This is a genomic window from Brucella sp. JSBI001 (assembly GCF_026014005.1).
Lineage (GTDB): Bacteria > Pseudomonadota > Alphaproteobacteria > Rhizobiales > Rhizobiaceae > Brucella > Brucella anthropi.
This window is the reverse complement of the sequence record NZ_CP110339.1, coordinates 3,962,827-3,988,309: the sequence shown is the minus strand read 5'-3', so window position 1 is coordinate 3,988,309 and position 25,483 is coordinate 3,962,827. Positions and strand designations below refer to the sequence as shown.

The following is a 25,483-nucleotide window of genomic DNA, read 5'->3' as shown; positions in this document are numbered from 1 at the left end:
GTGGAGGCGCGTTATGGGCCAGCTTGCTCCCCATTTCAAAGCACCCCGTATACTGCTCTTTTGCCTGGGGCTGCTTGCGCCGGGCGCAATGTTGCAGGCGCATGCCGACTCGCTCGACATCGTGCCGGTGGCAGCGGTAAAGGCAGTCGCCAGCGATTATCAACCGAAACTGACCTTATCCGGCGCCATTGCGGCACGGTCGCTTGTCAATGTCTCGTTTCGTCTGAACGGTCAGGTTGTGCAGCGTCTGGTCGAGATCGGCCAGCACGTGGAAAAGGGGCAGCCTCTCGCCAGCATCGATAATGTTGAGCAACAGGCCAATCTGCGCGTTGCACTGGCGTCGAAAGATGCCGCGCAGGCGCAGCTGGTGCAGGCCCAGGCCAATTTTGCGCGACAGAAGGCATTGCTGGCACAAGGGTTCACCACTCGCAGCACCTACGATCAGGCAAACCAGAACCTGCAAACGACGCAAAGCGCTCTTGCCAGCGCTGAAAGCCAGCTCAACGATGCACGCGATCAGCTCTCCTACACTGAATTGCAGGCACCCGTTTCAGGCGTGATTACGGCGCGCAATGTCGAGGCCGGGCAGGTCGTGCAGGCTGCGCAGACAGCGTTCTCGATTGCCGAGGATGGTCCACGCGACGCGGTATTCGATGTGCAGGAAACACTGGTCAATCATGCCAAAATCGGAATGGACGTAACGATTGCGCTGCTGTCCGATGCGTCGATAAGTGCCGAAGGCAAGGTTCGTGAGATTTCGCCGGTGGTCGATGCGCAGACTGGAACCGTACGGTTAAAGGTCGGCATAGCGCAAACCCCGCCTCAGATGGCACTCGGGGCCACAGTGACCGGCACGGTTCATATGGACACGGTGAAGGTGGTCGTTTTGCCATGGAGCGCAATGACTTCGGATGCCGGGCGTACAGCCGTCTGGAGGCTCTCGAAGGATTCCAAGGTGGCAACGCTGGTTCCGATCAAGGTGCTTTCATACGAAAAGGGGCGGCTACTCGTGGAAGGCGGGCTGCAGGAAGGCGAGCTGATCGTCACGAAGGGCGCACAAATGCTGCGTTCCGGCGAACCGACCGAAGTCGTGCAGGAACAGGAAGGACAAGTTGCGCAATGAAGGCGACAATCCAGTTTCCTAACATCCGCACCATGAGCAGTATTGCTGTTATCGCTGCCATGCTTGCGCTTGCCGCTTGCGGAAAAGGTGAAGAGAACACGGCTGAGACGGACCCTGTCCGTCCGGTTCTTTATATGGTGGTCGAGCCCAAGCCCGTAACGCAGACGGGTTTTGCAGGCACGATTGAGCCACGCTATTCCACTGATCTTGCATTCCGTGTGCTTGGGCGAATTATCAATCGGCCTGTTCAGGTGGGGGATATTGTGAAAAAGGACGAGATGGTTGCGATGGTTGATCCATCCAACCTCGATCTTGCCGTTCAGTCTGCGAGGGCTGATCTGGCGAGCGCCGAAGCACAATATGCCAACGCTGCGGCGAGCGAAGAACGCCAGAGCATCCTGCTTAAGGGCAACAACGTTTCGCAAGCCGATTATGATGCCGCCAGACAGGCGCGTGACAGCGCAGAGGCCGGGTTGGAAAAAGCCAGGGCAGGGCTGAAAAAGGCGCAGGATCAGCGCAGTTACGCTGTGCTGCGTCCGGATTATGATGGCGTCATTTCTGCAACGAATGCCGAAGTCGGGCAGGTGGTTGCCGCTGGCCAGACGGTTATGACGGTTGCGCGTCCCGATATTCGCGAAGCGGTGCTCGATATTCCTGACAGCATGACGCAATATTTTGAGCAGGGCACGCCATTCAATGTACAGCTCCAGGCCGATCCGAAAGTGACAGGGCAGGGAACAGTACGCGAGGTGGCGCCGCAGGCTGATGCGCAGACACGCACACGCCGTGTGCGTATTGCTCTCGACAACCCTCCGGAAGGCTTTCGCCTTGGCGCGACGATCCGGGCAGCCAAAGCCGGGCCTGAACAGAATCTTGTGACGATGCCGATACAGGCTTTGCTCGACGAAAACGGCAAGACAAGCATCTGGGTTATCGATCCGCATAAACAGACGGTCTCTCTTCATGACGTGCAGGTGACTGAACGGCGCGGCAACAGTTTCGTTGCCGGTGGCGTGGATGTCGGAAGCTATGTTGCGATTGCCGGTGTGCATGAGTTGAAAGAAGGACAGAAAGTCCGCCTGGACGAGAAAGGAACGGGCCTGTGAAGAAGGGATTTAATCTGTCTGACTGGGCTCTGAATCATCGGTCTCTGGTCTGGTATTTCATGCTCGTCTTTCTGGTGGCGGGCCTGATTTCCTATCTTGACCTTGGTCGTGAGGAGGATCCGGACTTCACCGTCAAGACGATGGTTGTACAGGCCAACTGGCCCGGCGCCTCCGTCGACGAAACGCTCAATCAGGTCACGGACCGGCTGGAAAAGAAGCTCGAAGAACTGGATACGCTCGATTATACGCGCAGCATAACCACGGCGGGCAAGTCGGTCGTGTTCGTCTTTCTGAAAGACACGACGCGGGCCGAGCAGGTCAAAAAGTCATGGACCGAAGTGCGTCATTTTCTGAACGATATTCAGAATACGCTGCCTCAGGGCGTTCTCGGACCGTATTTTAATGACCAGTTCGGTGACGTTTACGGAAACGTCTATGCATTCACGTCGGATGGTCTTTCCATGCGACAGTTGCGGGACTATGCCGAAAGCACGCGGACGAAAATTCTGACATTGCCCAATGCGGGCAAGGTCGAGCTGATCGGCGCGCAGGACGAAGCGATCTATCTGGAGTTCTCGACGCGCCAGATTGCAGCGCTTGGACTGGATCAGCAGGCAATCCTGCAGGCCTTGCAGGACCAGAATGCCATTACGCCGTCCGGTGTAGTGGAAGCCGGGCCGGAGCGCATCAGCGTGCGCGTCAGCGGACAGTTCAATTCGGAAGCGGATCTGCGTGCGGTAAACCTGCGCGTTAATGATCGCTTCTTCCGTCTTTCCGACGTCGCGACGATTACGCGCGGCTATGTCGACCCGCCCGCATCCATTTTCCGGGTGAACGGGCACGATGCGATCGGCCTCGGCATTGGCATGAAGCCGAACGGCAACCTGCTCGAATTTGGCGCGGCACTCGACAAAATGATGAGCCAGGTGACGGCGGAACTCCCGGTCGGTGTCAAGGTCTTCAAGGTTGCCGATCAGCCGGAAGTCGTCAAGGACGCTGTTTCGGGCTTTACCGAAGCTCTGTTTGAAGCGGTTATCATCGTTCTGGCGGTGAGCTTCGTCAGTCTTGGGGTGCGAGCGGGTTTTGTCGTTTCGCTTTCGATCCCGCTGGTGTTGGCAATCACCTTCCTGGCGATGTCTTTGATGGATATTTCCCTGCAACGCGTGTCGCTCGGTGCGCTCATCATCGCGCTAGGCCTCCTGGTCGATGACGCGATGATTGCGGTGGAAATGATGGTGGCCCGGCTTGAGCACGGCGATCCCATCAACAAGGCTGCGACCTATGTCTATTCGCATACGGCTTTCCCGATGCTGACAGGCACGCTGGTTACGATTGCCGGGTTCATCCCCATCGGACTGAACAACAGTCAGGCGGGTGAGTACACGTTCACATTGTTCGTAGTGATTGCGGTTTCGCTGCTTGTTTCCTGGATCGTGGCAGTTCTGTTTGCGCCTTTGCTGGGTGTCACTTTCCTGCCGAAGAAAATGAAGGCGCATGAGGAAAAGCACAGCCGTCTTTTCCAGATATTTTCGCAGGTCCTGCTTGCGTCCATGCGGCACAAGTGGATCACGATCATTACGACCATTGCACTTTTCCTCGTTTCGGTTTTCGGCATGGGCTTTATCGAACGGCAGTTCTTCCCGGAATCCGACCGTCCGGAACTGGTGCTCGACTGGACCTTGCCTCAGAACAGTTCCATCACCGACACCAAGGCCCAGATGGAGAAGTTTGAAGCCACGATGCTCAAGGACAATCCCGATGTGGATCACTGGAGCACGTATGTCGGGGAAGGTGCTATCCGTTTCATTCTCTCCTTCGACGTGCAGCCAGCAAATCCCTATTTCGGGCAGATGGTCGTTGTCGCGAAGGACCTCGAAGCGCGTGACAGGCTCAAGCAGAAATTCAACGAGGTTCTGCGCAAGGATTATGTCGGGACGGATGTCTATGTGAAGTATCTGGAGCTTGGACCGCCAGTTGGCCGTCCGGTGCAATATCGCATCTCGGGTCCGGATGTCCAAAAACTGCGCGGTGTCGCACAGGACTTTGCCGGCATCCTCAGTTCCGACAAGCGGCTTGGAGTGGTGAGCTACAACTGGAACGAGCCGGGTCGGGTTATCCGCGTCGACGTCATGCAGGACAAGGCGAGAAAGCTCGGCATTTCCTCGAAGGATATTGCAACGACCCTGAACGGCGTTGTCGGCGGTATCACCATCACTCAGGTGCGGGATTCGATCTATCTGATCGACGTTATTGTGCGGGCACAGAAACACGAACGCGATTCGATCGATACGCTGCAAAGTCTTCAGATCGCAACCGGTAACGGGACGTCGGTGCCATTGGCCGCGATTGCCAATTTCCGATATGAGCTGGAACAGCCGGTTGTCTATCGCCGTTCGCGTATTCCTACGATCACGGTTGCTGCAGGCATTATCGACAAGACGATGCCGGATACGATCGTCAAGGATCTGGCACCTGCCATCAAGACTTTCGCCGACAAGTTGCCGTCCGGTTATCAGATCCAGATTGCTGGCACGGTGGAGGAGAGCGGTAAGAGCCAGGGGCCGATTGCTGCCGTGGTGCCTCTGATGCTGTTCGTCATGGCGACAATCCTGATGATCCAGCTTCAAAGCTTCCAGCGCTTGTTCCTTGTTGTCGCCGTGGCGCCGCTTGGACTGATCGGTGTGGTGGCTGCCTTGTTACCGAGCGGCAAACCGCTCGGCTTCGTGGCCATCCTTGGTGTGCTGGCACTGGTCGGTATTCTTATCCGAAACTCGGTCATTCTGATCGTGCAGGTCGAAGAGCATATCACCGAGGGCATGCACCCGTGGGATGCGGTGACGCAGGCCAGTCAGCACCGAATGCGACCCATCGCGCTGACGGCGGCGGCAGCAAGTCTGGCACTGATCCCGATTGCGCGTGAAGTGTTTTGGGGACCAATGGCCTATGCCATGATGGGCGGCATCATAGCGGGCACGGCAATCACGCTTCTCTTCCTGCCGGCACTTTATGTCGCCTGGTTCCGGATCAAGGAGCCCGAGCATGGCGTAGATGAGCCACCGGCCGAGGCGCATCCCGCTCCGCAATCGCATTAAACAAAAAGCCCGGTCATGACCGGGCTTTTTTCATGAGATTGTCACTTGCCATTGGTTCTATATAGGTTCTATTATATGAAGTATGAATAGAACCACATTGATCACGGCTATTGAGGAGCGCGGTTTGCACGATCCGCAGCTTACGGGGCCGCTTTACCGGAACCTTGCGCGTATTCTCGGTGAACTGATCGAGGAGGGGCAACTTGCGCCCGCTGTCGGACTGCCGCCGGAGCGCGATCTGGCGGAGCAGCTTGGCGTCGGCCGCATCACTGTTCGCAATGCTTATAAGGAACTGCTGACTCAGGGCGCGGTCGAGGCGCGGCGCGGCAGCGGCACCTTCGTTGCCGAACGCCCGGCCCGCATCAGCCAGCATCTCTGGCGCCTGACTTCGTTTTCCGAGGATATGCTGTCGCGTGGCAAGGAGCCGGGCGCACGCGTTGTCACCAACAAGGTTGACAGGCCGTCGCCCGACGAGGCTTTCCGGCTGGGAATCGGCGTTGATACGACGGTGGTGCGGCTGGATCGTCTGCGCCTTGCCGATGGTGTGCCGATGGCCTTCGAGCGGGCTGTGGTCCCGCGCCATTATCTGGATCAGGATCGCGTCGAAGAAACCTCGCTTTATGGCGCATTGGCAAGGCGTGGCCACAAGCCGGTGCGCGCCTTGCAGCGCCTGACGGCGGTTACACTCGACCCCGGCACGGCACGCCTGCTTGGTGTGCACAGGGGTGCGCCAGCACTTTTGATCGAGCGTGTCTCGCATCTCGAGGACGACCGGATCGTCGAATATACCCGTTCGCACTATCGCGCCGATGCCTATGACTTCGTCGCCGAACTGAAAATTGGAGAATGACCATGAACAGCCCTTCCTCCCTGATGCTGCAGGAAACCGAACAGTCGCCTGCCGTCGTCGCCGGTCTGCTTGAGAAGGAGGCAGGCACCTTTGCGGAAATCGCGCGCATTTTCCAGAAGAACGAACCTGCCGTCATCACCACCGCCGCGCGTGGTTCGTCCGATCATGCGGCGACATTCTTCAAATATCTGATGGAAATCACCATGGGTATTCCGGTGGCTTCCATCGGGCCTTCGGTGGCGTCGGTCTACGGTTCCAAGCTGAAGCTCAAGAACGGATTGCACTTTACCGTGTCGCAATCCGGCGCGAGCCCGGACATTGTTGCAGCGCAGGACGCTGCCAAAAAAGGTGGTGCCACCACAATTGCCGTCGTGAACGTTGTCGATAGCCCGCTGGGTAATGCCGCCGACGTGGTACTCGCGCTCAATGCTGGTGAAGAAAAGAGTGTTGCTGCCACCAAGTCGTTCATTGCCGCAGTCGCGGCATTGTCGGGTGTGGTCGCGTCGGCCAGCGGTGACGCAAGCCTGCAGGCCGGACTGCAGCGCCTGCCGGAGGCGCTTGCTGCAACACGGCCTGACGGTCGCGAAGCGGTTGAAAATCTCCTTTTCAATGCCCGCTCGCTTTATACCGGCGGTCGCGGCACGGCCTTTGCAATCGCGCTTGAGGCTGCGCTGAAGGCAAAGGAAACCGCCAATATCCATGCGGAGGCCTTCTCTCTGGCAGAGCTGATGCACGGTCCGATGCGTCTGGTGGAAGAAGGTTTCCCGATTATTTCCTTCCTGCCGCGCGATGAAGCGTTCGACACCAACATGCAGGCCCTGAAGCGGCTGCATTCGTTTGGAGCGAGCATCGTGTCGCTATCCGATGCGGAAACACCGGGCTTCCGACTGCCATCGGCTAGCACAGGCAATGCGCATCTCGATCCGCTGGTTTCCCTCATCAATTATTACCGCGTCATTGAAGCGGTCACGCGCCGCAAGGGTTTTGACCCAGACAAGCCGCGCAATCTCAACAAGGTTACGGTGACGGTATGACAAGAAAATCGGCAATAGCAGGCGCGCGCATTTTCGACGGCGAGCGCTTTCACGACCAAAGCGCACTGGTGTTCAGCGATGGCAAGACCGAAGCCATCGTGCCGGAAGCGTCACTAGGCGAAGCCTATGATGTCGAGCGCCTGAACGGTGGCGTTCTGGCACCCGGATTCATCGATGCGCAGGTCAATGGCGGCGGCGGGCGTATGCTCAATGACCAGCCGACACCCGAGACCATGTTCACGATTGCCAAGGGGCATCGCAAATATGGAACGACGAGCCTTCTACCGACGCTGATCACCGACACGACGCCGGTGCGCGACCGGGCCATTGAAGCGGCGATTGAGGCAGTCAAGGCCGACAAGGGCGTTGCCGGTCTGCATCTGGAAGGACCGCATCTGGCACCGGCTCGCAAAGGCGCCCATCTGGCGGAACTGATGCGCCCCGTCAACGATGCCGATATCGCGCTCTATATCCATACGGCAAAGCAGATCGGCATCTTGCTGGTCACGCTTGCTGCCGAACAGGTCACGCCTGATCAGGTGCGTCGTTTGAGCGACGGCGGTGTGGTCGTCAGTATCGGCCATAGCGACACGACGGCAGATGAGGCGTTCAAGCGTTTCGATGCCGGTGCGCGAAGCGTGACCCATCTTTTCAACGCCATGAGCCAGATTGGCCATCGTGCACCGGGGCTGGCTGGTGCGGCACTTGATCATCCCGACATCTGGTGCGGTATCGTTGCCGATGGCCATCATGTCGATCCGATGGCGCTGCGGCTTGCTCTTCGGGCGAAACGGGGAGATGCCCACCTGTTCTTCGTGACGGATGCCATGGCTCTGGTCGGTTCGGATTCCGAAAGCTTCGAGATCAACGGGCGTGCCGTCCGCCGTGTGCCAGGCGGCATCTGCTCCAAGCTTGTTCTGGCAGATGGCACCATTGCTGGTTCCGATCTCGATATGGCGTCGGCGGTGCGTTTCGGCGTGGCCGAACTGGAGCTGACGCTGGCCGAGGCACTGCGCATGGCGAGCCATTATCCGGCGCGCTATCTGCATCTCAACGATCGCGGAACGTTCCGTCCCGGCATGCGGATGGACGCCGTCCATCTTGACGATGGGCTGTTTGCGAAAGCCACATGGCTTTCTGGCGGAAAACAGATTTCGGGGTAAGGTCGATGACGGAAATTACAGATCGTTATTTTGATGACCTCATTGCGCGGCTCACCGGCCTGCGTAATCGCCTTGCCGAGCCGATGGCCAAAGCCGCCGAGCTGATTACTGCTGCCGCACTGGCAGACAGCCGCGTCTATGTGTTCGGTACTGGCCATTCGCACATGATGGCGGAAGAACTGCACTATCGCGCGGGCGGATTGGCAATCACTGTGCCGATCCTTTGCGGGGCAATCATGCTGCAGGACGGAGCGGCTGCCAGCTCGCATTTCGAGCGGATCGAAGGAGCTGTGCTGCCGATCCTCGAGCGCTACGGCATTCGCGAAGGTGACGTGCTGATCGTCGTGTCGAACTCCGGTGTGAATGCCGCTCCCATTGAGGCTGCGCGCTATGCACGGGAGAAGGGGGCTGCCGTTATCGCGGTCACTTCCGTCACCTATTCCAACGTCATCGCCAAGGGCCGCACGCAACTGCTTTCTCTGGCCGATGTCGTGCTGGATAATGATGCGCCAGCGGGCGATGCGGTGCTGGAAGTGGAAGGCAGTTCTTTGAAGGTCGGTCCGGTTTCGACGGCGCTTGGTGTCACGATCCTCAATGCCATTTTTGCCGATGTGGCGGCGAAGCTGGTGGGCAAGGGCGACGCACCCATTTATCTGAGCGCCAACATGCCGGGCTCCGGTGAGGTGAACCGGGAACTTGTCGCCCGGTATCGTGACCGCAATCCGCATCTTTGATCAAATTAGAGCGATCTTTCTTCCAAAGTCGCTTGATAGCGCAATCCGGTCAGTGCATTACGCATTCTGGCATGGCGGAGGCCGCATCGTGAACTAGTTTCAAGGCGCGCGCTTTGGCTTGCGCCTTCGAAAATTGAGGAAGTCCGATGCATAATTTTGTCCTGACCGTCACCTGCAAGTCCACTCGTGGTATCGTTGCCGCAATCTCGGGTTATCTTGCGGGCAAGGGTTGCAACATCATCGATAGCGCCCAGTTCGATGATTTGGATACCGGTCGTTTTTTCATGCGCGTCAGCTTCATCTCCGAAGAAGGCGTAGCGCTTGATGTGCTGCGTGAAGGCTTTGCGCCCGTGGCAGCTCCGTTCGAGATGGAATTTGAATTCCACGACAACGCCCAACGGACAAAAACCTTGCTGATGGTTTCCCGTTTCGGCCATTGCCTGAACGATCTGCTCTATCGCTGGAAGATCGGCGCTCTGCCAATCGATATCGTTGGTGTCGTGTCGAACCATTTCGATTATCAGAAGGTTGTCGTCAATCACGACATCCCGTTCCACCATATCGCCGTGACCAAGGCCAACAAGCCGGAAGCTGAACAGCGCCTTCTGGATATTGTCGATGATACAGGCACCGAGCTGGTGGTTCTTGCGCGCTATATGCAGGTTCTGTCCGATCAGCTTTGCCAGAAGATGTCGGGCAAGATCATCAACATCCACCACTCCTTCCTGCCATCCTTCAAGGGCGCGAACCCTTACAAGCAGGCCTACGAGCGCGGTGTGAAACTGATCGGAGCCACGGCGCATTATGTCACCGCTGATCTTGATGAAGGTCCGATCATCGAACAGGATGTCGCCCGTATCACGCACGCACAGAGTGCGGCGGATTATGTGTCTATCGGACGTGATGTCGAAGCGCAGGTTCTGGCACGCGCTGTTCACGCGCATATTCATCATCGCTCGTTCCTCAACGGCAATCGCACGGTTGTATTTCCGGCTTCGCCTGGTTCTTTCGCCTCCGAACGTATGGGCTGATCGACCAGTCGATATTTACGCACTGACGGTCTGCAAATGGCGCTTCTCTGCGCTTCCGGTGCTCATGTACCTTAAAGTACACTCCGCTCCGGTTCTCGAGAAAGCACCATTTTCGCCGCGTCATTGCAAAAATCTCAACCGGTCGATGCATTGTGCCAATAAAAAACCCCGCCGAAGCGGGGTTTTCTTTTGATCTGAAATCAGATCGATTAGTCGATGTCGAAGGAAACGCCCTGTGCGAGCGGCAGAGCCTTCGAGTAGTTGATGGTGTTGGTTGCGCGGCGCATATAGCCTTTCCACGCATCCGAACCCGACTCACGACCGCCACCGGTTTCCTTTTCGCCGCCGAATGCACCGCCAATTTCAGCACCCGAAGTACCGATATTGACGTTCGCAATGCCACAATCCGAACCCTCAGCCGAGAGGAAACGTTCTGCTTCCTGCAGGTTGAGCGTGAAGATCGACGAGGACAGACCTGCGCCAACTTCGTTGTGGCTTGCCAGCACGTCGTCGAAATCCGAATACTTCATGACGTAAAGGATCGGTGCGAAGGTTTCTTCAAGAACCGGACCTTGCTGCTTCGGCATTTCGACGATGGCCGGACGCACATAGTAAGCATTTTCATGGCCAGCATCGACGCGTTCGCCGCCCTGTACCTTGCCGCCGTGAGCAGCAGCTTCCTTGAGGGCCTTCTGCATGTTGTCGAAAGCAACCTTGTCGATCAGCGGACCGACCAGAGCGCTGGTTTCGAGCGGCGAACCAACGGTGACGCTGGCGTAAGCCTTCTGCAGACGCGGAACGAGAGCGTCGTAAACGCTTTCATGTACGAAGAGACGACGCAACGTGGTGCAACGCTGACCGGCAGTGCCCATTGCGCCGAAAGCAATCGCACGCAGAGCCATGTCGAGATCGGCCGACGGGCAGACGATACCGGCATTGTTGCCGCCGAGTTCGAGAATTGCGCGAGCAAAACGCTTGGCCAGACGCGGACCGACTTCGCGGCCCATGCGGGTCGAACCGGTTGCTGAAACGACCGGAACCTTCGGGCTGTCGACGAGGACTTCACCGAATTCACGGTCGCCGAGCAGAAGCAGCGAGAGGCCTTCCGGTGCATCGCCGAAACGCTTCAGCGCGCGCTTGAAGATTGCATCGCAGGCAAGAGCGGTCAGAAGGGTCTTTTCAGACGGCTTCCAGACAACCGAGTTGCCGCAAACGATTGCAAGAGCAGCATTCCACGACCAGACAGCAACTGGGAAGTTGAAGGCAGAGATAACGCCGACAACACCGAGCGGATGCCAGGTTTCCATCATGCGATGGCCAGCGCGTTCGGTTGCAATGGTGAGACCGTAGAGCTGGCGCGACAGACCGACGGCGAAATCGCAGATGTCGATCATTTCCTGTACTTCGCCGAGACCTTCCGAAGGAATCTTGCCAGCTTCGAGCGAAACAAGACGGCCGAGGTCTTCCTTGGAAGCGCGCAGTTCTTCACCGAGCAGGCGGATCAGTTCGCCGCGCTTCGGTGCCGGAACGTTGCGCCAGGCGCGGAAGGCTTCATCGGCCTTGTCGATGATCTTGACAGCATCTTCCTTGCTGTGGGTCTTGACCGCAGCAATCTGTTCGCCCGAAACAGGGCTGAAACCGGCAAGGTCGCCGCCGGTATAAGCGGATGCATCGACGCCGAGTTTGGAAAGCAGATCGGCGGCTTCCTTCTTCACGTCGATTTTTCTAACAGCGGTGTTCATGGCTTTCCTCTCTGTATGAGTTGTTTGCGCATAGTCCTGTCCAAAAAGTCTGCAACTTTTCGGGGCTATGCGTTTATTCTGCCGCTTCGAGGCCCTTTAGACCTGCCTGAACGGCTTCGATGGATTCGCGTTCGATGCGGGCATAGTGCTCGAACTCATTAAGCACTTTCGCACCCAGATCATCCTCGAAACGCTTCTGGTTCGGGCTTTCAACAAATTCCTGTGTTTCGTCGTCGCCCAGATTGGACTGGAATATACCGGCAGCACTCACCGGCAGGAAGTCTTCATAGATGATCGGGTCGAACTGAACCGCGCCAGCTTCAATCAGAACCTCAATATCGGTGCCCGGCTTGTAAGCTTCAAGCTTTGCAGCGTCCTTGACCGAATAAGCGAAGTAGCCGAGGCCTTCTTCACGCACGCCAGCCCATGTGTCCGGGAAAGCGGCAAAAGTGTCGCTCAGCGCCTTCACATATTCAGCTGCATTCGAGCCGTCTGGGGCAGGGCGGGCAACGGCGCGGGTGTCGTTGAGCAGCTTGTCGTAAAGCGCGCGGCCCTTCGGCGTGAGCGCTACGCCGCGCTGTTCGATTTCACCGAAACGGGCAGTGTGCGAGCCCGGCGTCCAGGTGCCGTCTGCATTGACGAAGGATACTTCTTCTTCCAGCGCCTTGAACGAGGTCTGGCGCAGAAGGATCGGGCACTTGCGGGTCGGAGGACCTTCAACGACGGCTTTCGGGTTAATACCGCGATCCGGCATCTGAACCTGCACGGCGTCGATGTCGAGCGTGCGCGGCGTCAGATGGTTGATATGTGGGCCCTTGAACGACACGACATCGGCGATCAAGCGATGCGCGTCATGCAGGCGATGGTAAAGCTCGGCGCTGACATTGGCATGATCGTGCCAGCGGAAGGTTTCCAGTACTTCAGCAACAAAGGCTTTCGCGTCGTCGTCGTTGAGGCCGCCTTCGGCTTCAGCCTTTTCGACAAAAGCGATGGCTCCGGCAGTGAAGATGTTGCGCTTCAACAGGACTTCTTCCGATTCAGCGCGCAGCTTTTCATCGGCGATGAGGTCGAGGCGCAGAAGCGAGGTGAAGACACGGAACGGATTGTGCTTCAGTGCCGCATCGTCAACCGGGCGGAAGGCGGTCGAATGAACTGGAACGCCTGCGGCGCTGAGGTCGTAATAGCCGACCGGGAACATGCCCATGACCGCGAAAACACGGCGCATCATGGAAAGTTCAGCAGCTGTGCCGAGGCGGATCGCGCCGTGACGTTCTTCAGAGATGCGTTCAAGCGAATCTGTTTCCGTCAGACGTTCATGCAGGTGACTGTCATCAGCAAGCACCTTGGCGTTCACATCGGCAACGAGTCCCATCAATGTGCCATAAGCAGGTACTTCCTGCTTGTACATGGCGGACATTGCTGCCGAAAAAGCCGAGCGAATGGCGTCCGGTGAAACGAATTTCTGGTCTTTCATGGCGAAAATTTCCGTCGAGTGGGGCATCTTCGGGTGGTGCATGTCTTGTTTGGGAGGAACATGCATGGATTATGATGAAAATGTATCATATAGACCGTTTTGCGGTTATGCTTGCGACGAAAGCAACTATGTTAATGCGAGAATGGAATGAAGCTGAGCAGAAGACTGATCCCGGACATCGCCACGCTGCAGGCATTCGAGTGTGCCGCCCGTCACGGCAGTTTCACGCAGGCTGCGCATGAGCTCAATCTCACCCAGAGCGCTGTCAGCCGTCAGATCAAGGATCTTGAAAGCCAGCTCGGTGTTCTGTTGTTCGAACGCATCCGCCAGCGCATTCTGCTTTCCGACGCAGGCAGGAAATTTTTGCCGGAAGTGCGGCGTCTTCTGAACCAGACGGAGGACACGATGTTGCGCGCCATGGCTTCGGCGCAATCAACGTCTTCTTTCAGTGTGGCTACATTGCCGACATTCGGCACGCGCTGGCTGATGCCGCGCATTTCCGATTTCATCGAAAAGCATCCCGGCATTGCCATCAATGTCGCGTCGCGCTCCGGTGTCTTCGACTTCGAGGAACAGCCGTTCGATCTGGCTATCCATTATGGACAGCCGGTCTGGGCACATGCCACCTGCACTTTCCTGTGCAGCGAGGTCATCGTGCCGGTTGCCAGCCCGGCCCTGTTGAAAGCGCGTCATCCGTCGGCCCCGGAAGAGCTTGAGAATGAGCCCTTGCTGCATCTTGCGACGCGGCCCAAAATGTGGGCGCAATGGTTTGAAAGCTGCGGTGTCGAGGGGCGGTCGGCCTATCGGGGGCATCGCTTCGATCAGTTCTCGATGGTCATTGGCGCGGCGTTGGCCGGTCTGGGTTTCGCGCTCCTGCCGCTTTATCTGATTGAACAGGAATTGCTCAGCGGTGAGCTGGTCATGCTTTTCGAGAAGCCGATGCGAACCGAGAATGAATATTATCTCGTCGTGCCGGAAGGAAAGCTGGAAAATCCGCTGACGCAGGTGTTTTGTCAGTGGATCGCCGGGCAGGTAGGGAATACGGATTATTCGCCGTTGGTTCATTCCAAACCGGAATGAATTGTTGCGCAAATAACGCTGTCCAACCGGCTTTCGCGGCGTGAAATAGAAACAGTCGGGCAGGGTGCCCGTATTCCACTATTTAAAATGGTTGCTCTCAATGCTGAACGATCCGCGCTCCCATGGTCTTTGGGAAAAGACCGCCCCTGCCGCCCCCGAGACGAATGCGCTGCAAGGTGATCTGACTGCGGATGTCGTGATTGTGGGTGGCGGTTTCACCGGTCTTTCGACCGCTCTGCATCTGGCCGAAAAAGGCACGCGAGCCATCGTTCTCGAAGGTATCGAGATCGGCTATGGCGGTTCGGGCCGCAATGTGGGTCTGGTCAATGCGGGCATGTGGGTCATGCCGGATGATCTGCCCGGCGTGCTTGGCCAGAAATATGGTGACCGGTTGCTCGATGTCCTCGGCAATGCGCCGAAGCTCGTCTTCGAAATCGTTGAGAAGCACAAGATCGCCTGTGAAGTCGAGAAGCAGGGCACGCTTCATTGCGCTGTTGGCAAGAAGGGCCTGAAGGAACTTGAAGACCGCCATGAGCAGTGGGCGCGCCGCGGCGCCAATGTGAAGCTGCTCGACGCCAAAGAAACCGAAGCCAAGGTTGGAACCAAGGCCTATGCTGGATCGCTGCTCGATCTGCGCGCCGGTACGATCCAGCCGCTCGCTTATGTGCGCGGGCTTGCCCATGCCGCCATTACCGCTGGCGCGACAGTATTTACCGGAAGCCCGGTGATCGGTGCCGAAGAAAAGAACGGCAAATGGGTGGTCAAGACTGCCAAGGGTTCCGTGACGGCCAACTGGGTGGTTGTGGCGACGAATGCCTACACCAATGCGCCATGGCCGGAAGTGCGCGCCGAGCTGGTTCATCTGCCATATTTCAACATGGCTACAAGGCCACTGTCGGATAATCTGAAAAAGAGCATTCTGCCGGAACGTCAGGGTGTGTGGGATACGAAGGAAGTCCTTTCATCCTTCCGTTTCGACCAACAGGGCCGCCTTGTCTTCGGAAGCGTTGGCGCACTGCGCAATACCGGCGCTGCCGTGCATAAGGCATGGGCGAAGAAATCGTTGAAGCGTCTTTTTCCGCAGATTGGCGAGGTCGAGTTCGAAGCCGAATGGTATGGCAAGATCGGCATGACCAATGACAGCCTGCCGAAATTCCATCGCCTCGCGCGCAATGTGGTTGGATTCTCCGGTTACAACGGCCGTGGCATCGCGCCGGGCACAGTCTTCGGAAAACTGCTTTCGCAGCTTGTTTCAGGCGAGATTAACGAAGACGATCTGCCGCTGCCGGTCAGCGATCCGAAGGAACAGAATTTCCGCGGTCTGCGTGAAGCCTATTACGAGGCGGGTGCGCAGGTTGCACATGTCGCCGAGATTGTTATCTGATCTGTTGATCTTTTTACCGGGAATGCGTTTGCGGTTGTCATAAAACCGCATTGCAATTCCTCTAATGCCATCCGCATCTTCTCCATACTTGGAGATACGGATGGCTGTTCGGCAAAACATTCAATGTCTTACAAGCCTTCCGATGGTTATGATTCCGCCGGGAGGCTTTTGCTTTTCCGGGTTCACGTTGCAGGATGTTTGACAGGTGCACCATGAATGGAAATGATCGTGCCTATCGCCATGGCAGTATCTGCGCGCTATCACTTCGCACGCGTCAGGATTGTACCGGCATCGCTGGTCATGCTGGCGAACATTATACAGAAATTCGAGGAGCGAATCCCATGAACAAGATGCTGAAGCGGGCTGCTGTCGTACCTGCGCTTCTTGCTCTTTCCATTGCCGTGGCACAGGCTGATACGCTGACGCTCTATACGTCACAGCCGGAAGCGGATGCGACAAAGACGGTTGAAGCTTTCCGCAAGGCCAATCCGGACACCGATGTGCAGATTTTCCGCTCTGGCACGAGCGAACTCCTCACCAAGCTTGCCGCCGAGTTTTCGGCTGGCGCGCCGCAGCCTGACGTTCTGCTGATCGCTGATGCGGTGACGATGGAAGGTCTCAAGAAGGACAAGCGCCTGCTTAGCTATCCGGAAGCCAAGGTTGATGGTTTTGCTGCGGATAGCTATGACGCCGACAAGACCTATTTCGGCTCCAAACTGATCACCACTGGCATCGCCTACAACACGGGTGCCGCACAGAAGCCGGAACATTGGGCCGATCTCGCCAAGGCCGATTACAAAGGCCAGGTGGTCATGCCAAGCCCGCTTTATTCGGGCGCTGCTGCCTATCTCCTGAGCGGCTTTGCACTCAATAAGGATATTGGCTGGGATTACTTCAAGAACCTCAAGGCCAATGAGCTGGCAAGCGTTAAAGGCAATGGCGCCGTGCTGAAGTCGGTTGCGAGCGGCGAAAAGCCATATGGCATTCTGGTTGACTTCATGGCGCTCAATGCCAAGGCCAAGGGTTCGCCGATCGAGTTCGTCTTCCCGTCGGAAGGTGTGCCTGCCGTGACCGAACCGGTTGCGATCATGGCAACCGCCAAGAACGTCAACGGTGCCAAGAAGTTCGTCGATTTCATCCTGTCGGATGATGGCCAGAAGCTGGCATTGGAGCAGGGCTATCTGCCTGCCAAGGAAGGCGTTGGTCGCCCGGCATGGCTGCCGGAAGGCACCAAGATCAATATCATGTCTATCGACACCCAGAAGGTTCTCGATCAGACTGATGCCGACAAGAAGCAGTTTTCCGAGCTGTTCGGCGGATAAGGCATTTTAATGCGCATGTTCCGAGATCTTCAGGGCCGTGATGCGGCCCTGATTATTGGTGTAACGCTTATTGTTGCAGTGCTGTCGCTTCTGCCAATGGGCAGGCTGCTGGTCGAACTGGTCGCGCCGCAGGGGCAGTTTTCGACCTCGGCGCTGGTGGAAACGCTTGGCAGTCAATCGACCTGGGTAGCGACATGGCATTCGCTGCAGATCGGCATTGGCGGCACGCTGCTGGCGCTGGCGTTTGGCATTGTTGCGGCGCTGCTCGTCGGTCTCACCGACATGCGCGGGCGCAATGTCTTTGTGCTTTTCTACGTCACCCCGCTGCTGATTGCCCCGCAGGTAACAGCGCTGGCGTGGCTCCAGCTATTCGGGCCTTCCAGCCAGTTCCTCAAGATCATCGGCATGGCGCCGCCGCTTGGCAGCCGCAATCCGCTCTATTCTGTCTGGGGCATTATTTTTCTGCTTGGCGTGCAATATGGACCGCTGGTCTTTCTGATCGTGCGGGCAGGCCTGCGCAAACTCCCACGCGAACTGGTGGAAGCGGGTCTGAGTGCCGGTGCCAGCAAATGGACAGTTCTGCGCACCATCATCCTGCCGCTGATGACGCCGTCGATCATCGGCGCAGCCGCTCTGGCCTTCGTCTCCTGCGTCGGCAATTTCGGCATCCCAGCCTTCTTGGGAATTCCGTCCAATTATCTGGTTCTGCCGACGCTGATTTATCAGCGTCTTGCGGGCGGCGGCCCAGCTGTGCTGTCCAGCGTCGCCGTGCTGTCGGTTCTGATCGGGCTGATTGCAATGGCAGGCATCGCCGCGCAGGAATATGCCTCGCGCCGCCGCGATTTTCGCATTGTTTCGACGTCGCTGCCTGCTGCACCCTTCGCGCTTGGCCGCTGGCGCGTGTTGGTGGAAGCCGCGGCATGGCTCCTGATTGTTATCGTGCTGTTTCTGCCGTTGATCGGTCTTACGTTGTCCGCTCTGGTTCCGGCCTATGGTGTGCCGCTGACATTTGCGACGGCAACAGCCGAGAATTTCCGTTTCGTGCTGCTTGAACATGCTGGTGCTGCGCGCGCTTTCCGCAACAGTGCGGTTCTGTCGTTGGCGGCAGCATTCTTTGCGGTGCTGATAGCAGTTCCGCTTGCCTATATGCTGGCATGGCGTAAACGGCGCTGGACGCCGATCCTCAATTTCGCAGCCGAGATGCCCTATGCGTTACCGGGCGTAGTTCTCGCGATTGCCTGTCTGCTGATGTTCTTAAAGCCGCTGCCAGTGGTTGGTGTTAGCCTCTACAACACGCTTTGGATCATACTGTTTGCCTATCTTGCGCGCTTCTTCGTGCTGGCGCTGCGGCCAACGGTTGCCGGGCTGCACCAGATCGACCGTGCTTTGGAAGAAGCAGCGCGCGTTGCGGGGGCGGGGCTTTTCTATCGGCTGCGGACCATTATATTCCCTCTGGTCGCCCCGGCGACGCTTGCAGGCGGCGTGCTCATTTTCATGACCGCCTTCTGTGAGCTGATGGTTTCAGCGCTTCTTTGGGCGTCGGGATCGGAAACGCTGGGCGTGGTGATGTTTTCTTTCGAACAGGCGGGCGATTCCGCCTATGCGGCTGCCATATCCATTCTGGCCGTTGCGGTGACATTCATGCTGATGCTTGCAACAAATCTGTTTGCGCGGCGTCTTCCAAACGGAGTGCTGCCATGGCGCGACTGAAAATCGCTTCTGTTTCCAAGGCTTTCAACGAGTTTCAGGCCCTGTCTGAAGTGTCGCTCGATGTGAAGGACGGCGAGTTTGTTGCTATTCTCGGACCATCCGGCTGCGGCAAGACCACACTTCTGCGGATGATTGCAGGTTTTGAAGACGTCGATGGCGGCGAAATCCACATTGGTGACAGCCGCGTTTCCCATGTTGACGGGAACGTGCCGCCGGAGAAGCGGCAGGTCGGTATCGTCTTCCAGAACTATGCGCTCTGGCCGCATATGACGGTCGAAGAGAATGTCGGCTATAGTCTGCGGGTGGCCAAAGTTGCCAAAGCCGAGCGCGAGGCTCGTGTGAAGCAAGCGCTCGCGCTGGTCGATCTCGACGGTTTCGGTGATCGCCGCCCGGCCAATCTTTCGGGTGGTCAGCGGCAGCGCGTGGCATTGGCCCGTTGTCTGGTGGCTGCGCCTTCGCTGGTATTGTTTGACGAGCCACTCGCCAATCTCGACGTGCATTTGCGTGCTTCGATGGAAAACGAGTTTGCGGCTTTCCACAAGCGTACCGGTACGACGATTATCTACATCACGCATGACCAGGCTGAGGCCATGGCGCTTGCCGACCGGATTGCGGTTCTCGACCATGGCAAGCTTCAGCAGTTCGATACGCCGCGCAAGCTTTACGAAGAACCGGCTAGCGAAATGGTCGCGTCCTTCATCGCGCACGGCATGGTTCTGCCTGCGGAGGTCGTGTCCTTTGCGCAAGCGGGACAGTGCGAGGCGCTGGTGCTGGGAAGCCGGGCGCAGGTGCGTTGTTCTGGCATTGAAATGCCGCGTGCCAATGCACAGCTCTGCGTTCGTGCAGAAGATCTGACATTGACCGAAACCGGCGGTATTCCCGTGCGGGTCAAGCGTTCGGTCTATCGCGGTGGCGGTTCGCGCATCGAGGCACATCCGCTCAGCAAGCCCGATATTCACCTGCATTTTGAAGTGTGCGATCCGGTAAGACTGGAAGAAGGCGATGAGGTTCGCATCGCTATTCGCGGTGGCTGGATCATTCCCACCGATGAAATGCCGGTGAGAAAAGTCTCAACCGGCTTTCCAATCGGCAACAAGATTTAGCTTATTTCTTCTTCATCGCTTCCAAAAGTGCTGCACCGAAACCGCCGGTTGATGGTTGTTCCTGTTTGCGCTGTGGGGTGAAGTTTTTGGCAGGCCGCTGGTCGCGGTTTGCAGGACCACGCGGGGCAGGGGCTTCACCGCCGTCCTTTCTCATCGTCAGGCCGATGCGCTTGCGTGGCACATCCACTTCCGTCACGCGTACCTTCACCACATCGCCAGCCTTGACCACTTCATGCGGGTCTTTGACGAAGCGGTCGGCGAGCTGCGAAACATGGACAAGTCCGTCCTGATGCACACCGATATCGACAAAGGCACCAAAGGCAGCAACGTTTGTGACGGTGCCTTCAAGCATCATGCCGGGTTTCAGGTCCTTGATGTCATCGATGCCATCGGCAAAGGTCGCGGTCTTGAATTCAGGGCGGGGATCGCGGCCCGGCTTGTCGAGCTCGGCGATAATGTCGCGCACGGTTGGCAGGCCGAAACGCTCATCGACAAAGACACGCGGATCGAGGCTTTTAAGTGCTGCGCTATCACCCATGAGGCTGCGCACATCGCGGCCGCAGGCGGAAACGATCTTTTTGGCAACGCCATAGGCTTCCGGGTGAACGGAGGACGCATCAAGCGGCTCGGTGCCGTTGGCGATACGCAGGAAGCCTGCGCATTGTTCAAAAGCGCGGTTGCCTAGGCGGGCGACTTTCAGAAGTTCCTTGCGGTTCTTGAAGGCACCGGCGTCATCGCGATGCGCAACAATTGCTTCGGCGAGAGACTTTCCGAGACCGGACACACGCGCCAGCAGTGAGGCGGATGCCGTGTTGAGATCAACGCCGACAGCGTTCACTGCATCTTCGACCACTGCGTCGAGCGAACGCGCCAGACGGGACTGATCGACATCATGCTGATACTGGCCGACGCCGATGGATTTCGGCTCGATCTTGACGAGCTCTGCCAGAGGATCCTGCAGGCGGCGGGCGATGGAAACGGCACCGCGCAGCGATACGTCGAGCTGCGGGAATTCGGCCGCGGCGGCTTCTGACGCCGAATAGACCGATGCACCTGCTTCCGACACGATGACTTTGAGCGGCTTTGGCGCTGGCATGTCGGTGAGCATATCAACGACAAGCCGTTCGGTTTCGCGGCTGCCTGTGCCGTTGCCGATGGCAATCAGTTCGATCTTGTGTTTGCGGATCAGGCTTGCGAGCTCGGCCTGGGTACCACGCACATCGTTCTTTGGCGGAAACGGATAGACCGTCGTTGTGTCGAGCAGTTTGCCAGTGCCATCGACGATTGCGACCTTAACGCCGGTGCGGATGCCCGGATCAAGGCCCATGGTGGCCCGCGAACCGGCAGGCGCGGCCAACAGCAGGTCTTTGAGGTTGCGGGCGAAGACGTTGATGGCTTCTTCCTCGGCGCGTTCACGCAGGTCGCGCATCAGGTCAAGCGACAGGGAGAGCGAGAGTTTGACGCGCCAAGCCCAGCCTGCAACTTCCATCAGCCAGCGGTCGCCGGGCAGGGTTGCGCCGATATTATAGGCGGCTGCAATTTTGCGTTCGACCGGCTTTACCGGCGAGGTGTCGTCGGCGTCGATTTCAATGTCGAGCGACAGGAAATCCTCGTTGCGTCCGCGCAGCATGGCCAGAGCCCGGTGGCCTGCAACATTTGCCCAGCGCTCGAAATGGTCGAAATAATCCGAGAATTTTGCGCCTGCATCCTGTTTGCCATCGACCACATGTGAGCGCAGAACAGCGCGTTCCTTGAGATAGTTGCGCAAATTGCCGATCAGTTCGGCATTTTCCGCAAAGCCTTCGGCGATGATGTCGCGCGCACCATCCAGTGCTGCCTTCACATCGGCAACTTCACCGGTGACATATTGCGCAGCAATCTCGGTGGGGACCAGCCTGCGGTCGGTCAGAATGGCTTCGGCAAGCGGTCCAAGACCGCGTTCGCGGGCGATTTCCGCTTTGGTGCGACGCTTGGGCTTATAGGGCAGATAGAGGTCTTCAAGCTCGGCCTTGGTCTGAGCGCCAGCTATTTTTAGTTCGAGTTCTGGTGTGAGCTTTTCCTGTCCGCGGATCGATTCCAGAATGGACGAGCGCCGCGCCTCAAGTTCGCGCAAGTAAGCGAGGCGCTCTGAAAGCTGGCGCAGCTGCGTATCATCAAGGCCGCCGGTGACTTCCTTGCGGTAACGGGCGACGAAAGGCACGGTCGCGCCTTCGTCCAGCAAGCCAATGGCGGCGATTGCCTGTTCGGGCTTTGCATTGATCTCCGCCGCTATAATCCCAGCAATGCGCTTAATATCGTTGGCCATATTCATTCCAATCTCAAATCTTTACGGCAACATAGTCGGATGTGGGTTCGGCGCAATCAAGGCAGTAACGACGTTCCACAGGAAAGGCGTCGGTTTCCTGTTCACGGCGATGTGAACGAACGGCCTCTTTATAAATCGGATTTACTCAATACTTATATCGGGAAATGACGATACGTATCAAAGGATCAGCGAGGTGACTGCGATGTCGGATGTTCAATCTATACCCTTGGACGAGATACTCAAGGCGCTCGCCAATCCGGTGCGTCTCGACATTTTGAGCTGGCTCAAGGAACCGGAGAACCATTTCTCCGATCAGCACATGCCTCTGGAGATGGGCGTGTGCGCGGGCCAGTTCGAACGGTGCGGCCTCTCCCAGTCGTCCGTTTCTGCTCATTTGTCCGTGCTAACAAAGGCGGGGCTGATCATGCCCCACCGCGTTGGCCAATGGACGTTCTACAAGCGTGATGAAGAGGCGATAGCCGCCTTCATCAAAGCTGTATCCGATCTTTAATTCACCAGTCCAATCTTTCCCATTTGCCCAATCTTTCCCATTTGAAGGAATGTATCCATGGCCACATTGTTCGATCCAGTTACAATCGGCGATCTGAAGCTTGCCAATCGTATTGTTATGGCACCGCTGACGCGTAATCGCTCACCGCGCGCCGTGCCGAATGATCTCAACGTCACCTATTATGAACAGCGCGCCAGTGCGGGCCTCATCATCACCGAGGCAACGCCGATCAGCCATCAGGGACAGGGTTATGCCGATGTGCCGGGCCTTTATTCCGCCGAACAGTTGGCAGGCTGGAAGCGCGTGACCGACGCAGTGCACAGCGCAGGCGGCAAGATCGTCGTGCAGATGTGGCATGTGGGGCGTATTTCACACAACACGTTGCAGCCAAATGGCGGCAAGCCGGTTGCGCCTTCGGCCATCATCGCCAAATCAAAGACCTATCTTGTGCATCCGGATGGCACCGGCGAATTTGCGCCAACCTCCGAACCGCGTGCGCTTGAAAAGAGCGAGCTTCCGGAAATCATTGCGACCTATGCCAAGGCTGCCAAGGATGCCGTTGAAGTGGCTGGTTTCGACGGCGTCGAAATTCATGCGGCAAACGGCTATCTGATCGATCAGTTCCTGCGTTCGGACAGCAACCATCGTACCGATGAATATGGCGGCTCTATCGAAAACCGCGCCCGCTTCCTGTTTGAAGTGGTGGATGCGATCACCAAGTCGGTTGCGCCGGGCAAGGTCGGCATTCGTCTTTCGCCAGTGACGCCCGCCAATGACGCCTCGGATTCCGATCCGCAGCCGCTGTTCGACTATGTGCTCGACAAGCTCGCCGCTTACGGTCTTGCATATGTTCATATCATTGAAGGTGCGACCGGTGGTCCGCGCGACTTCCAGCAGGGCCCGCTACCTTTTGACTATGCGCGCCTGAAGCAGGTCTATCGCGATGCTGGCGGTGAAGCTGCCTGGATGGTCAATAATGGCTATGATCGTGAACTGGCGGAAGAAGAGATCGAAAGCGGTCGCGCTGACGTCGTGGCCTTTGGCAAGCCGTTCATCTCGAACCCTGATCTTGTGCGTCGCTTGAAGGATAATGCTCCGCTCAATGAGCTGGACCAGCAGCATATGTATGGCGGCGGCGCCAAGGGATATACAGATTATCCGATTCTTGCCTAACAGCGAAAAAAGCCCGGCGAATTGCCGGGCTTTTTGTTACAGACGCGCCCGCGTCGAGCGCGGTGTGGCAAGCAGCAGGTTGGTTTCGCTGGCCTTGATGCCCGGCACCAGCCTGATGCGGCGCAGCACGGCATCAAAATCGGTGAGCGTCGCAGCACCCAGTTCCACTACCAGATCGAAGCGGCCATTGGTGGTGTGAACGGCGGAAACTTCCGAGAAACCGCCGAGCGCCTTGACCACACGGTCGGCGACATTGCCTTCGATTTCGATCATCATGATACCGCGTACCGGCAGATCAACCGCATCGGACCGCAGGATCACCGTGTAGCCGATGATGTCGCCGGACTGTTCCAATCGTTCCATACGGGCGCGGACCGTTGCGCGGGAAACGCCGAGATCGATTGCCACATCCGAAATACTGCGCCGTCCGTTGTGACGTAAAAGCGTGATGAGCTTTTCATCCAGATCGTCCATGTTTTCTCCATTTTGAAAAGCCAATCCGACATTCTGATAAACCAAACCGTTAAAATTGCCAATCCGGTTGCTTCACATCGCCAAGCGTAAATGGTCAATCTAGGGCAATAATTTCTCTGGAGTAGCAGTTTATGCATTGCAAGATTTTGGGATTGCCTGTTCAGGAAGGCACGGGCCGTCTGGGCTGCAATATGGGCCCTGACGGTTATCGCGCCGCTGGCATTGCGGATGCGATTCGCGAACTCGGTCACGAGTTTACCGATCTCGGTAATCTGGCCCCGGCCGAACTACGCCCGCTGGCCCATCCCAATCCTGTGATCAAGGCGCTGCCGCAGGCTGTTGCCTGGATCGAAGCAATCAGCGAAGCTGCTTATCGTGAGAGTGAAGACGGTTTTCCGATCTTCCTCGGTGGCGATCATCTGCTTGCAGCAGGCACTGTTCCCGGCATCGCGCGCCGCGCGGCGGAAAAGGGCCGCAAGCAATTTGTGCTGTGGCTTGATGCGCATACGGATTTCCACACGCTGGAAACGACTGGCAGCGGCAATCTGCACGGCACGCCTGTTGCCTATTACACGGGCCAGAAGGGCTTTGAGGGCTATTTCCCAGCCCTGGCAGCTCCGATTGATCCCGCCAATGTTTGCATGATGGGTATTCGCAGTGTTGATCCGGCAGAACGCGCTGCAATCAAGCAGACCGATGTTGCCGTCTATGACATGCGCCTTATCGACGAACATGGTGTTGCTGCCTTGCTGCGTCGCTTCCTTAAGCGCGTGAAGGACGAAAACGGCCTTCTGCACGTCAGCCTCGATGTCGACTTCCTTGAACCTTCGATTGCGCCGGCTGTCGGCACCACGGTTCCGGGCGGAGCGACCTTCCGTGAAGCGCATCTCATCATGGAAATGCTGCATGACAGCGATCTGGTGACGAGCCTCGATCTCGTCGAGCTGAACCCGTTTCTCGATGAACGCGGACGTACCGCAACGGTGATGGTCGACCTGATGGCGAGCCTTTTGGGCCGCAGCGTCATGGACCGTCCAACCATCAATTACTGAATTCAGGAGGCCGCATTCGT

At 57.5% G+C, this 25,483-nt stretch carries 20 protein-coding genes; 16 read left to right on the top strand and 4 right to left on the bottom strand.

What is annotated here, in order from left to right; all coding sequences use genetic code 11:
* The first annotated feature begins 88 nt into the window (after nt 1–88).
* The 8 genes from LJ361_RS19010 (at nt 89) to purU (ending at nt 10,133) form a co-directional block, all read left to right on the top strand.
* A complete protein-coding gene (locus LJ361_RS19010) occupies nt 89–1,123 on the top strand; it encodes an efflux RND transporter periplasmic adaptor subunit (protein ID WP_376749533.1) in 1,035 nt (344 codons plus the stop codon).
* Between the two features lie 32 nt (nt 1,124–1,155).
* Entirely contained in the window at nt 1,156–2,229 is a 1,074-nt protein-coding gene (locus tag LJ361_RS19005; RefSeq protein ID WP_373366441.1) for an efflux RND transporter periplasmic adaptor subunit, read from the top strand.
* Complete coding sequence (locus LJ361_RS19000) at nt 2,226–5,321, top strand: efflux RND transporter permease subunit (RefSeq protein WP_010659522.1); 3,096 nt, start codon at nt 2,226–2,228, stop codon at nt 5,319–5,321. Before LJ361_RS19005 ends, LJ361_RS19000 begins: the two co-directional genes overlap by 4 nt.
* An 82-nt stretch (nt 5,322–5,403) precedes the next feature.
* Entirely contained in the window at nt 5,404–6,171 is a 768-nt protein-coding gene (locus tag LJ361_RS18995; RefSeq protein WP_010659523.1) for a GntR family transcriptional regulator, read from the top strand.
* A gap of 2 nt (nt 6,172–6,173) precedes the next feature.
* A complete protein-coding gene (locus tag LJ361_RS18990) occupies nt 6,174–7,205 on the top strand; it encodes an SIS domain-containing protein (RefSeq protein ID WP_010659524.1) in 1,032 nt (343 codons plus the stop codon).
* Nucleotides 7,202–8,368, top strand: coding sequence for an N-acetylglucosamine-6-phosphate deacetylase (gene nagA, locus LJ361_RS18985; protein WP_010659525.1), 1,167 nt, complete (start codon nt 7,202–7,204; stop codon nt 8,366–8,368). The genes LJ361_RS18990 and nagA overlap by 4 nt, the downstream gene beginning before the upstream one ends.
* Nucleotides 8,369–8,373: 5 nt before the next feature.
* Nucleotides 8,374–9,102, top strand: coding sequence for an SIS domain-containing protein (locus tag LJ361_RS18980; protein ID WP_010659526.1), 729 nt, complete (start codon nt 8,374–8,376; stop codon nt 9,100–9,102).
* Nucleotides 9,103–9,248: 146 nt separating this feature from the next.
* On the top strand, nt 9,249–10,133 hold the full coding sequence (gene purU / locus LJ361_RS18975) for a formyltetrahydrofolate deformylase (RefSeq protein WP_010659527.1): 885 nt from the start codon (nt 9,249–9,251) through the stop codon (nt 10,131–10,133).
* Between the two features lie 209 nt (nt 10,134–10,342).
* On the opposite strand, the gene LJ361_RS18970 is transcribed toward purU, so the two are convergent.
* Complete coding sequence (locus LJ361_RS18970) at nt 10,343–11,875, bottom strand: aldehyde dehydrogenase family protein (protein ID WP_264812092.1); 1,533 nt, start codon at nt 11,873–11,875, stop codon at nt 10,343–10,345.
* A gap of 73 nt (nt 11,876–11,948) precedes the next feature.
* The gene (locus tag LJ361_RS18965; RefSeq protein WP_010659529.1) at nt 11,949–13,349 is read right to left on the bottom strand and encodes a VOC family protein; all 1,401 of its coding nucleotides are present in this window, start codon (nt 13,347–13,349) and stop codon (nt 11,949–11,951) included.
* 147 nt (nt 13,350–13,496) lie between these two features.
* Here LJ361_RS18965 and LJ361_RS18960 point away from each other — a divergent pair, with 147 nt between their 5' ends.
* The 5 genes from LJ361_RS18960 (at nt 13,497) to LJ361_RS18940 (ending at nt 19,948) form a co-directional block, all read left to right on the top strand.
* Nucleotides 13,497–14,429: a LysR family transcriptional regulator gene (locus LJ361_RS18960; protein ID WP_010659530.1), complete on the top strand. Its 933-nt coding sequence runs from the start codon at nt 13,497–13,499 to the stop codon at nt 14,427–14,429.
* 100 nt (nt 14,430–14,529) lie between these two features.
* Nucleotides 14,530–15,813 (top strand): NAD(P)/FAD-dependent oxidoreductase, encoded by a 1,284-nt coding sequence (locus tag LJ361_RS18955; RefSeq protein WP_010659531.1) that lies wholly within the window; start codon nt 14,530–14,532, stop codon nt 15,811–15,813.
* Nucleotides 15,814–16,154: 341 nt separating this feature from the next.
* The gene (locus tag LJ361_RS18950) at nt 16,155–17,135 is read left to right on the top strand and encodes an ABC transporter substrate-binding protein (protein ID WP_029376048.1); all 981 of its coding nucleotides are present in this window, start codon (nt 16,155–16,157) and stop codon (nt 17,133–17,135) included.
* A gap of 9 nt (nt 17,136–17,144) precedes the next feature.
* Nucleotides 17,145–18,845 carry an ABC transporter permease gene (locus LJ361_RS18945; protein WP_264812091.1) on the top strand — a complete coding sequence of 567 codons (1,701 nt, stop codon included), beginning with the start codon at nt 17,145–17,147 and terminating at the stop codon, nt 18,843–18,845.
* Nucleotides 18,833–19,948, top strand: coding sequence for an ABC transporter ATP-binding protein (locus LJ361_RS18940; RefSeq protein WP_010659534.1), 1,116 nt, complete (start codon nt 18,833–18,835; stop codon nt 19,946–19,948). Before LJ361_RS18945 ends, LJ361_RS18940 begins: the two co-directional genes overlap by 13 nt.
* Before the next feature lies 1 nt (nt 19,949).
* Here the strand turns inward: LJ361_RS18940 and LJ361_RS18935 are convergent, their stop codons facing one another.
* Nucleotides 19,950–22,253, bottom strand: coding sequence for a Tex family protein (locus LJ361_RS18935; RefSeq protein ID WP_010659535.1), 2,304 nt, complete (start codon nt 22,251–22,253; stop codon nt 19,950–19,952).
* Between the two features lie 202 nt (nt 22,254–22,455).
* On the opposite strand from LJ361_RS18935, the gene LJ361_RS18930 reads away from it, so the two are divergent.
* Together LJ361_RS18930 and LJ361_RS18925 are read left to right on the top strand one after the other, a co-directional pair.
* A complete protein-coding gene (locus LJ361_RS18930) occupies nt 22,456–22,764 on the top strand; it encodes an ArsR/SmtB family transcription factor (protein ID WP_012091525.1) in 309 nt (102 codons plus the stop codon).
* A gap of 57 nt (nt 22,765–22,821) precedes the next feature.
* The gene (locus LJ361_RS18925) at nt 22,822–23,937 is read left to right on the top strand and encodes an alkene reductase (protein ID WP_010659537.1); all 1,116 of its coding nucleotides are present in this window, start codon (nt 22,822–22,824) and stop codon (nt 23,935–23,937) included.
* A 36-nt stretch (nt 23,938–23,973) separates the two neighbouring features.
* Here LJ361_RS18925 and LJ361_RS18920 read toward each other — a convergent pair whose 3' ends face one another.
* Complete coding sequence (locus tag LJ361_RS18920; RefSeq protein WP_010659538.1) at nt 23,974–24,411, bottom strand: Lrp/AsnC family transcriptional regulator; 438 nt, start codon at nt 24,409–24,411, stop codon at nt 23,974–23,976.
* Between the two features lie 131 nt (nt 24,412–24,542).
* Here LJ361_RS18920 and rocF point away from each other — a divergent pair, with 131 nt between their 5' ends.
* On the top strand, nt 24,543–25,463 hold the full coding sequence (gene rocF, locus LJ361_RS18915) for an arginase (RefSeq protein WP_010659539.1): 921 nt from the start codon (nt 24,543–24,545) through the stop codon (nt 25,461–25,463).
* Nucleotides 25,464–25,483: the final 20 nt, after the last annotated feature.

Coding starts and splice junctions, on each gene's coding strand:
- LJ361_RS18930 (WP_012091525.1), top strand. CDS start 22,456: ATGTCGGATGTTCAATCTATACCCTTGGACGAGATACTCAAGGCGCTC.
- LJ361_RS18920 (WP_010659538.1), bottom strand. CDS start 24,411: ATGGACGATCTGGATGAAAAGCTCATCACGCTTTTACGTCACAACGGA.
- LJ361_RS18955 (WP_010659531.1), top strand. CDS start 14,530: ATGCTGAACGATCCGCGCTCCCATGGTCTTTGGGAAAAGACCGCCCCT.
- LJ361_RS18995 (WP_010659523.1), top strand. CDS start 5,404: ATGAATAGAACCACATTGATCACGGCTATTGAGGAGCGCGGTTTGCAC.
- LJ361_RS18925 (WP_010659537.1), top strand. CDS start 22,822: ATGGCCACATTGTTCGATCCAGTTACAATCGGCGATCTGAAGCTTGCC.
- LJ361_RS19010 (WP_376749533.1), top strand. CDS start 89: ATGTTGCAGGCGCATGCCGACTCGCTCGACATCGTGCCGGTGGCAGCG.
- LJ361_RS18945 (WP_264812091.1), top strand. CDS start 17,145: ATGCGCATGTTCCGAGATCTTCAGGGCCGTGATGCGGCCCTGATTATT.
- LJ361_RS18970 (WP_264812092.1), bottom strand. CDS start 11,875: ATGAACACCGCTGTTAGAAAAATCGACGTGAAGAAGGAAGCCGCCGAT.
- LJ361_RS18960 (WP_010659530.1), top strand. CDS start 13,497: ATGAAGCTGAGCAGAAGACTGATCCCGGACATCGCCACGCTGCAGGCA.
- LJ361_RS18990 (WP_010659524.1), top strand. CDS start 6,174: ATGAACAGCCCTTCCTCCCTGATGCTGCAGGAAACCGAACAGTCGCCT.
- purU (WP_010659527.1), top strand. CDS start 9,249: ATGCATAATTTTGTCCTGACCGTCACCTGCAAGTCCACTCGTGGTATC.
- nagA (WP_010659525.1), top strand. CDS start 7,202: ATGACAAGAAAATCGGCAATAGCAGGCGCGCGCATTTTCGACGGCGAG.
- LJ361_RS18940 (WP_010659534.1), top strand. CDS start 18,833: ATGGCGCGACTGAAAATCGCTTCTGTTTCCAAGGCTTTCAACGAGTTT.
- rocF (WP_010659539.1), top strand. CDS start 24,543: ATGCATTGCAAGATTTTGGGATTGCCTGTTCAGGAAGGCACGGGCCGT.
- LJ361_RS18980 (WP_010659526.1), top strand. CDS start 8,374: ATGACGGAAATTACAGATCGTTATTTTGATGACCTCATTGCGCGGCTC.
- LJ361_RS18935 (WP_010659535.1), bottom strand. CDS start 22,253: ATGGCCAACGATATTAAGCGCATTGCTGGGATTATAGCGGCGGAGATC.
- LJ361_RS18950 (WP_029376048.1), top strand. CDS start 16,155: ATGAACAAGATGCTGAAGCGGGCTGCTGTCGTACCTGCGCTTCTTGCT.
- LJ361_RS18965 (WP_010659529.1), bottom strand. CDS start 13,349: ATGAAAGACCAGAAATTCGTTTCACCGGACGCCATTCGCTCGGCTTTT.
- LJ361_RS19005 (WP_373366441.1), top strand. CDS start 1,156: ATGAGCAGTATTGCTGTTATCGCTGCCATGCTTGCGCTTGCCGCTTGC.